This window comes from Roseibium sp. RKSG952, from assembly GCF_009711355.1.
This window is the reverse complement of the sequence record NZ_SMMF01000740.1, coordinates 1-6336: the sequence shown is the minus strand read 5'-3', so window position 1 is coordinate 6336 and position 6336 is coordinate 1. Positions and strand designations below refer to the sequence as shown.

Sequence of the window (6336 nt, the reverse complement as noted above, 5' to 3'; positions counted from 1 at the left end):
GGGATCTTTGTTCCGAGTTTTAGGGATCTTCGAAAATGCTGTTCGAGAAAGAGTATATGAATCAAATGCTTATCGAAAGCCTGACGCCTCCGAATCTTAGAATCTATTTGAAATGATTCACCATTCCATTCTCACCAGCTCGAGTGACCTTTGAAACTGCCGGACCAGAGGCCTGATCGAGACTCGCGGGCGGACAAGGATTCGGATGAATACCGCAAACCCTCGGATCCGACCGGAACGGCCCATCCCTCGGAAATCATGAGGCGGCCGATGTCGAAAACGGTTCCGGAAGAACAGACACCAGTGACCCCGTCGGGATAAGACTTCACGACGCGGCAGGAGGTCTTCTTTCCTTCGAAAAGCATGGAGAGCCGGGAGCCGGAGGAGCGGCCGCACATCCATTCGGTACCGGAACTCGTCCGGCAAAGTTCCCCGGACGGAGGAACAGCCACTCCCGAAAGACGAACCGGAACCCCCGCCAGAAAAAAGAACCCATTCCCGGTAAGGGACGGCACGCCGGAAATAACGACACCGGAGGCCGGCATGGTAGAGGAGTTGCCGTCAGACCCCTTCCCGTCGAAAACAGGAGCGGTCGGCACCCTGGCTACGATATCAGAGCCTTGAAAGGCATTCCCGGCGGACGAGGGAGCGACCTGATGCGGAGAGGGCGGCAGGGAAGGCGAAGCCACCCCAGCGGCACTGGACGGCACAGAAAGCGTCGGAGAGGGAAGGGAGAAGGAGGATGGAGCCGATCCGGCATCGAATGCATCAAAACCCGGCGAAACGGATTGAGAGATAGCCGGAAGGGACAGGGACGAAAGGCAGGCGGCGGTAACGAGCGTTTTTTGAAGCGGTGAAGTCATTGAAAGCCTCGAAGTTCGGGATACAGAAATCATCGAGGCTTTTGACTAGAACCTGCAAATCACCGGCGAATCATGTCCGAAACGCTCTTCTTCGGTAATCCGAGAATCTTCGAAACCTGATCCAATGAGCGGCCGTATTGCTTATGAAGCACGTTCGCCGCCCGTTCGGTCACGCTCGGGAAACCGACACTTCGGCGCTTCAGATTGGGCGTAATGGACTCCTTTAGAGAGAGGAGTTCGACGTAGATGGAAAAGAGATCATCGAGCGGATACGCCTGATTGCTGACGACGCGAACGTGCGCCGACAGGCTATCTGCGAGGGCAGGGTCCAAAGTTATGGCTCTTGCGAAAATCTTCAAGTCCCGTAACTTGCTGAAACGGTCCCTGATTTCCTCGGCCGTATATGCGATGTTTGTGGCGGTCATCAAGTACAGCTCTTTCGGTTGCGGGAGACTCTTACGGTGCAGCATATTAATGCGCCGTTAATAAGAGGATTTGGTTTGTTAGCAATTCTGTTTTCAAAAATGAAACGCCAGCGCCGGCGCTTAGAGGATTAAATCCTACATTTCCACGTGTTTCAGACCTTGCATGTGGCGCATTGCGATTTAACGATCGTCGCGTCTTCCTTCGGCGCAACGATCGGGGTCGGGGTCTCAGCGTTTAGCGGTGAACTCGGGAAGGTTTGTCGAGAACCAGTCGGCGACGGCGCGGGGGGCCTTGTTATCTTTGGTGTCCATATGCATCACGAGCCATACCGGGAACTGAGAGGAGAAGATGTCCTCGCTGAGTTCAATGACATCAAAGGCTGGATTGTAATTCGGGAAGATCTTGGTCATCGGACCGATCCCGGCGCCGTTCTGGATGGCGTATCCGAGTCCCATCGTCGACCGGGTGCGCCAAGCGACGAGCCCGGTCTCCGCGATTTCCTCAAGCGCCTCGAGGCCGGGATTGTATACGCTGCCGGGGTTTTCGTACATGCACAGGCGATGCATCCTCAGATCCTCGAAGGTCGTCGGCAGAGAGTGTAATTCCGCATATTTCCGCGCTGCGTAGAGGCGAATGGGGACGATGCCGTGCCAAATGATGACAGCGTCGTTCTCAGTCGGTGGGGAATAGGCAATCTCGATATCGGCACCACCCGTTCTGAAACCCGTCGACGAGCCGAATTCTGTAAGGCTGACTTCCACGGTAATCCCAGGATTTTTCTCGTGAAATCCCTCGAGGGCATGCGGAAGCCAGAAGGAGGCCATGCCGTCGGTCCCCATGATCGTGACGGTGGTTTGATGGGCAAGTCCCTTCGCCGCCGTCCAGAAACGATTCATGGACTTGTCCAGATCACTCGTAACGGTGGCGAGACGTCGACCTGCGGTGGTCATCTTGAGTCCCTGATTGTGGCGAACGAAGAGCTTCGTTCCCGTCTTTGCTTCGAACTCATCAAGCCTACGCATAAGGGTGATGTGACTCATCCCCAGCTCCTGAGCGGCACTTCGAAAGTTGCGATTTCGTGCAAGTGCTGAGAAAATAACGGGAAATTCAGCTTTCATGTGGGTCCTTCTCAAATTCGTGTTTCAAATTAGCAGATCCGCGCTTCATTTTGAATGTTTTTCCCGCGATGAAATCGCTGAATGATTAACAAAACGTACCAACTGATAAGGAAGTGGCAGTGACAAAGTCCAACATGAACATCTCCGTCGAGATGATTGAAAGGTCAGAGGATCTGACGACGGCACTCATGATAAGAGCCAGCGTTTTCGTGGGAGAGAACGCCTTTTACGATCTTGAACAGGAGCGCGACGGCAACGACCATGCCGCCACTCATCTTCTGGCGCGTGTGGAGGGCGTCCCGTGCGGAACCATGCGAATTCGCTATTTTGCAAAAATCGCCGTTTTCGAGCGTCTCGCCGTTACGCCGCCCTATCGGAAGAAGAAATTCGGCCCGGACGAGTTGTCTGTAACGGAGGCAATTCAGTCCCATGCGCTGGGTTTGATCCGTGAAAAGGGGTATGAGCAATGGACCTGCATGGTGGCGGACTGGGTGACCGGTTTCTGGGAGAAGGCTGCCAATAAATACGGTCGCATCGTCGAGGTCGAGGACAGCAAGAAGATTGTTAAGGGTGGCCAGAACGGAACGATTATTCACGGGATCTTGGAAAGGGAGAAGCTGGGCGACGTCGACTTCGAGTTCCCTTCAACCTACGCCCATCCGAACATCACGAAGAAGGAAGGGGACCTAGTGCGCCGCGTCTGGGTCAATGACTAGTGGAAAAAAGGGTTCCTAGAGGGGAGGCCGACTGATCTTCGCCGTGGGCGGCAACCTCCGCCACGCGGCCGTGAATACGCCTCAGAACGGTTTCAACGATCGATACGGGGCGCCCGGTGACACCGGAGATGGTTTCCGGGTCGAGGTTGAACAACGTGTTTAGGGAAAGGATTTCGCGGCCGCACCTGTCCAGCTCGACGAACCATGAGGGTGCTCGCCCTTCCGGGAAGTCGATGTCATTCTCCGGTGCCGTCTCTGACGTATAGCGGCAAACATGCTGAAGAACGCGAGTCGCTAGATCGTGCTGTATGCGACCGGCATCGTTTCTGCTGTTCGCCCTCAATGCCTGCCTAACCGCCGTTCCGGCGGTTGCCTTGTTGCCGGTGACCACCCGGGCGTGGGTAAGAAGGTTCTGGACGAATTCTACGATTTCGTAATCTCTGGACTGCGTAAGCATGATTTCGTTTCCAGGTTATTATGTTGACAAGCATAGAAATACTCAACTGTTCAGCGTGAATCCATTCGGAATTTGAAACACAAATCATCGATTTTGAAACACGATCAAAAAATCGCTTTATTTCAATAGCTTAATGTAGGTCCACCCTCTCTCCCTGTACTGAGGGGAGGGTGAGCCAGCCTAGTATACGGCATGCATTTGATACTCGAGCCGCCGTTTCGGAGCGGCGGCGGGGTTCGGTGGTACGTGCGGGAAACCCCTTTAATCCGTCGAGGAAACAGAAGCTCGTACATCCGTCCTGAAGACCGCAGCATGTTTTCGACATGCCGAACAAGGATGCGTTTCGTCGAAAGTGATCCACGAAATTCCGTTTGGAAGAACTAAAATACGAATGAAAAACGAAAAACTGAATAAAGTGGTCGGAAAACACCAATAACAAGTCGGTTTGTCGAATATGTTGTTTGACAATACGAATTGTATTCGATAAATCGAAGCGTTCGTTCGATAGGTCGATGAATTTAAAGCCGAAGGAACGAGTTTGCGAAGAAGGTGCCCGAGGCTTGGTGTCTTGGATTTAAATCTTCGCCGAGACGAATGCGTTGTTCGGAGACTGATATGGATGGAGAGAGACAGGAAAGAGCCGAGAGATTGCGAAAGGCCGTGGGGTCCGAATGGTCCTTGACTGGCCTCGCGCGTCATCTCGACGTTCCTGCGTCAACGTTCTCCTCGTACGTCAAGAAGGGAACGATCCCGCCTTTCGACGTCGGAAACGGAATCTGCAAGGCGCTTCGCATCACCCCTGAATGGTATCTCTTCGGAGAAGGAGAGATGCGCGTATCCGGCGACATCCGAAAGACCGAAGATTTCGACGTGATCTCGAACGAGACCCTTCGAAACGAAAGAGAGGAATTTGAACGGATCGGCGAGACCTTTGGGTATCGGAACGCCGGAGAGGCGATGTCGCCGACCATTCCGTCCGGGGCCAAGATCGTTTTCCGAAAGATGTCGGAGCGGGACATTATCGAGGACGCCTGCGTCTACCTCTTGAGACTGAAGGATGGACTGGCCGTCCGCAGACTACAAAGGTCCGTATCCGGAGGATTTATGTCCGTCTGCGACAATCCGGCTTTCGTCATCGAGAAACTCCCTGACGACGCGAAACCCATCGCCAAGGCCATGCGGATCGAGATCGACCTCTAGACATCCCGCCGGTGGATTCGAAGGATTTGACCTGCTGGTGATGTCGTTAAATTCTTAGGGGAGAGCAACTCCCGAGGTGGCGATTTTGGAAGATCAGGATACCCCCAATTTTCAGGAAGAATCCACGAAGCCCATCGCCGAAGGCGGGGCCGTCGAGCAGGGGGCAAGTGACGAATCCAAAGTCGCCGCGTTTGAGGCGCGCCTTCAGGACGAAAATGATATTCCGGTCGGACTTTCACTCGTCAAGACGGATGCGAAGCTCAAGGACGTCATCCTGCCTCAAATCGTGAAGGACGAGATCCGCAGCTTCATCGAGGATCAGAACGACTACCGAATCTTCTTGGATGGTGGAATTACGCCGAAAAACAAGATGGTTCTGATGGGGCCTCCGGGCAATGGCAAGACCCAGGTGACCAAGGCGATCGCTAACGAAATGGAGCTTCCGCTCTATTTTGTGCGATACGACATGCTTCAGTCCACGAAACAAGGCGAGACCTCGAAGCGTCTCGGGGTTCTATTCCGTTTTGTGAAAACGCATAGGTGCATTCTTTTCTTCGATGAAATCGACGCGATCAGCAAGGACCGCGGGGAATCCAAGGACGACGGGGACATGCAGCGCGTGGTCTCGAACCTTCTGGTTCAGCTCGACGATGTCCCGCCACACGTCATCGTGCTCGGAGCGACCAACCACCCTGAGATGCTCGACCGCGCCATCTGGCGCCGTTTCCACGGCCGCATGTTGTTGCCGAACCCAGGGACGGACGAACTCGAGAAATATACCAAGGTGGCGTTCAACAAGTGGGGGCACGCTCCGAACATAAACCTTCGGACGCTAGCGATCACGCTCGATGCCGAGAACTTCGCGGAGGTTGAGGTTTTCGTGGAGAACTGTCACCGCACGTTCGTGCGTTCGAAGGCAAAGGACGATGTGCCGATGACCATCGAGCAGGCCATTCAAAGAGCGCGGGACGAGTGGCCGCGCATCAGGGTCAAGATCCCGAAGGCCTAAGATGTGTCGCGCGCCCCTCCGGGCGCGCTTTTGTCTTAGGGAGCAGGTGCGTTCTTCGAAAGGCCGAGTTGGTCCAGCGCCTCATTGAGGTTGAGGCTGATCTGCGTCGGGATTGCCTCATTGCCCTCGGAAGAGAGGAGGTCCTGAAAGTTGCTTCGCATCAAGATCATAATCGTCTTCGCGACGGCGCCCCGTTCTTCGTCGGTCAGGTGGGCGACTTCGTTGAATTCCTCCAGAATGGGGAGGAGATCGCCTTCGGAACTAAAGATCACATAGGAGAGAGGATCCGATTTCAGGCGGGATCTGCGTTGTAGCTCCGCGAAAAAATCCTCATCGGAAACGGACGTAAGGTCGATGGACATGTGAAACTCCAAGAATGTGTCGTTCAGTCATTTTGTCAGTAGCATCCGCAAGAAAGAACCAACTGTTTGACATCGAATTACGTCAAGAGGTGACTGCTCCCCGCTCTGAGGGGCGGGGCTTCCTGCTTTAATGGCTGCTGCCAATCCCCCGGGAAGGATTGGTCTTACTGCTGCCTCACAGGCCT

At 54.3% G+C, this 6336-nt stretch carries 8 protein-coding genes; 3 read left to right on the top strand and 5 right to left on the bottom strand.

The window, feature by feature from the left end; genetic code table 11:
- Positions 1-131: 131 nt before the first annotated feature.
- The 3 genes from E1297_RS05265 to E1297_RS05255 all read right to left on the bottom strand — a co-directional run bounded on the left by E1297_RS05265 (position 132) and on the right by E1297_RS05255 (position 2407).
- Complete coding sequence (locus tag E1297_RS05265; protein WP_155134859.1) at positions 132-863, bottom strand: thermonuclease family protein; 732 nt, start codon at positions 861-863, stop codon at positions 132-134.
- A 59-nt stretch (positions 864-922) separates the two neighbouring features.
- Positions 923-1288 (bottom strand): hypothetical protein, encoded by a 366-nt coding sequence (locus E1297_RS05260; protein WP_155134857.1) that lies wholly within the window; start codon positions 1286-1288, stop codon positions 923-925.
- A 228-nt stretch (positions 1289-1516) separates the two neighbouring features.
- Positions 1517-2407 (bottom strand): LysR family transcriptional regulator, encoded by an 891-nt coding sequence (locus E1297_RS05255; RefSeq protein ID WP_155134854.1) that lies wholly within the window; start codon positions 2405-2407, stop codon positions 1517-1519.
- A 119-nt stretch (positions 2408-2526) separates the two neighbouring features.
- On the opposite strand from E1297_RS05255, the gene E1297_RS05250 reads away from it, so the two are divergent.
- Complete coding sequence (locus E1297_RS05250) at positions 2527-3123, top strand: hypothetical protein (RefSeq protein WP_155134852.1); 597 nt, start codon at positions 2527-2529, stop codon at positions 3121-3123.
- On the opposite strand, the gene E1297_RS05245 is transcribed toward E1297_RS05250, so the two are convergent.
- Positions 3113-3580, bottom strand: a complete 468-nt coding sequence (locus tag E1297_RS05245) for a hypothetical protein (protein ID WP_155134849.1) — start codon at positions 3578-3580, stop codon at positions 3113-3115. The two genes, E1297_RS05250 and E1297_RS05245, sit on opposite strands and share 11 nt — an antisense overlap.
- 615 nt (positions 3581-4195) lie before the next feature.
- On the opposite strand from E1297_RS05245, the gene E1297_RS05240 reads away from it, so the two are divergent.
- A complete protein-coding gene (locus tag E1297_RS05240) occupies positions 4196-4780 on the top strand; it encodes a LexA family transcriptional regulator (RefSeq protein ID WP_155134846.1) in 585 nt (194 codons plus the stop codon).
- A gap of 76 nt (positions 4781-4856) precedes the next feature.
- Entirely contained in the window at positions 4857-5789 is a 933-nt protein-coding gene (locus tag E1297_RS05235; protein WP_155134843.1) for an ATP-binding protein, read from the top strand.
- A 35-nt stretch (positions 5790-5824) separates the two neighbouring features.
- On the opposite strand, the gene E1297_RS05230 is transcribed toward E1297_RS05235, so the two are convergent.
- Positions 5825-6151 carry a hypothetical protein gene (locus E1297_RS05230; RefSeq protein ID WP_155134840.1) on the bottom strand — a complete coding sequence of 109 codons (327 nt, stop codon included), beginning with the start codon at positions 6149-6151 and terminating at the stop codon, positions 5825-5827.
- Positions 6152-6336 lie beyond the last annotated feature (185 nt).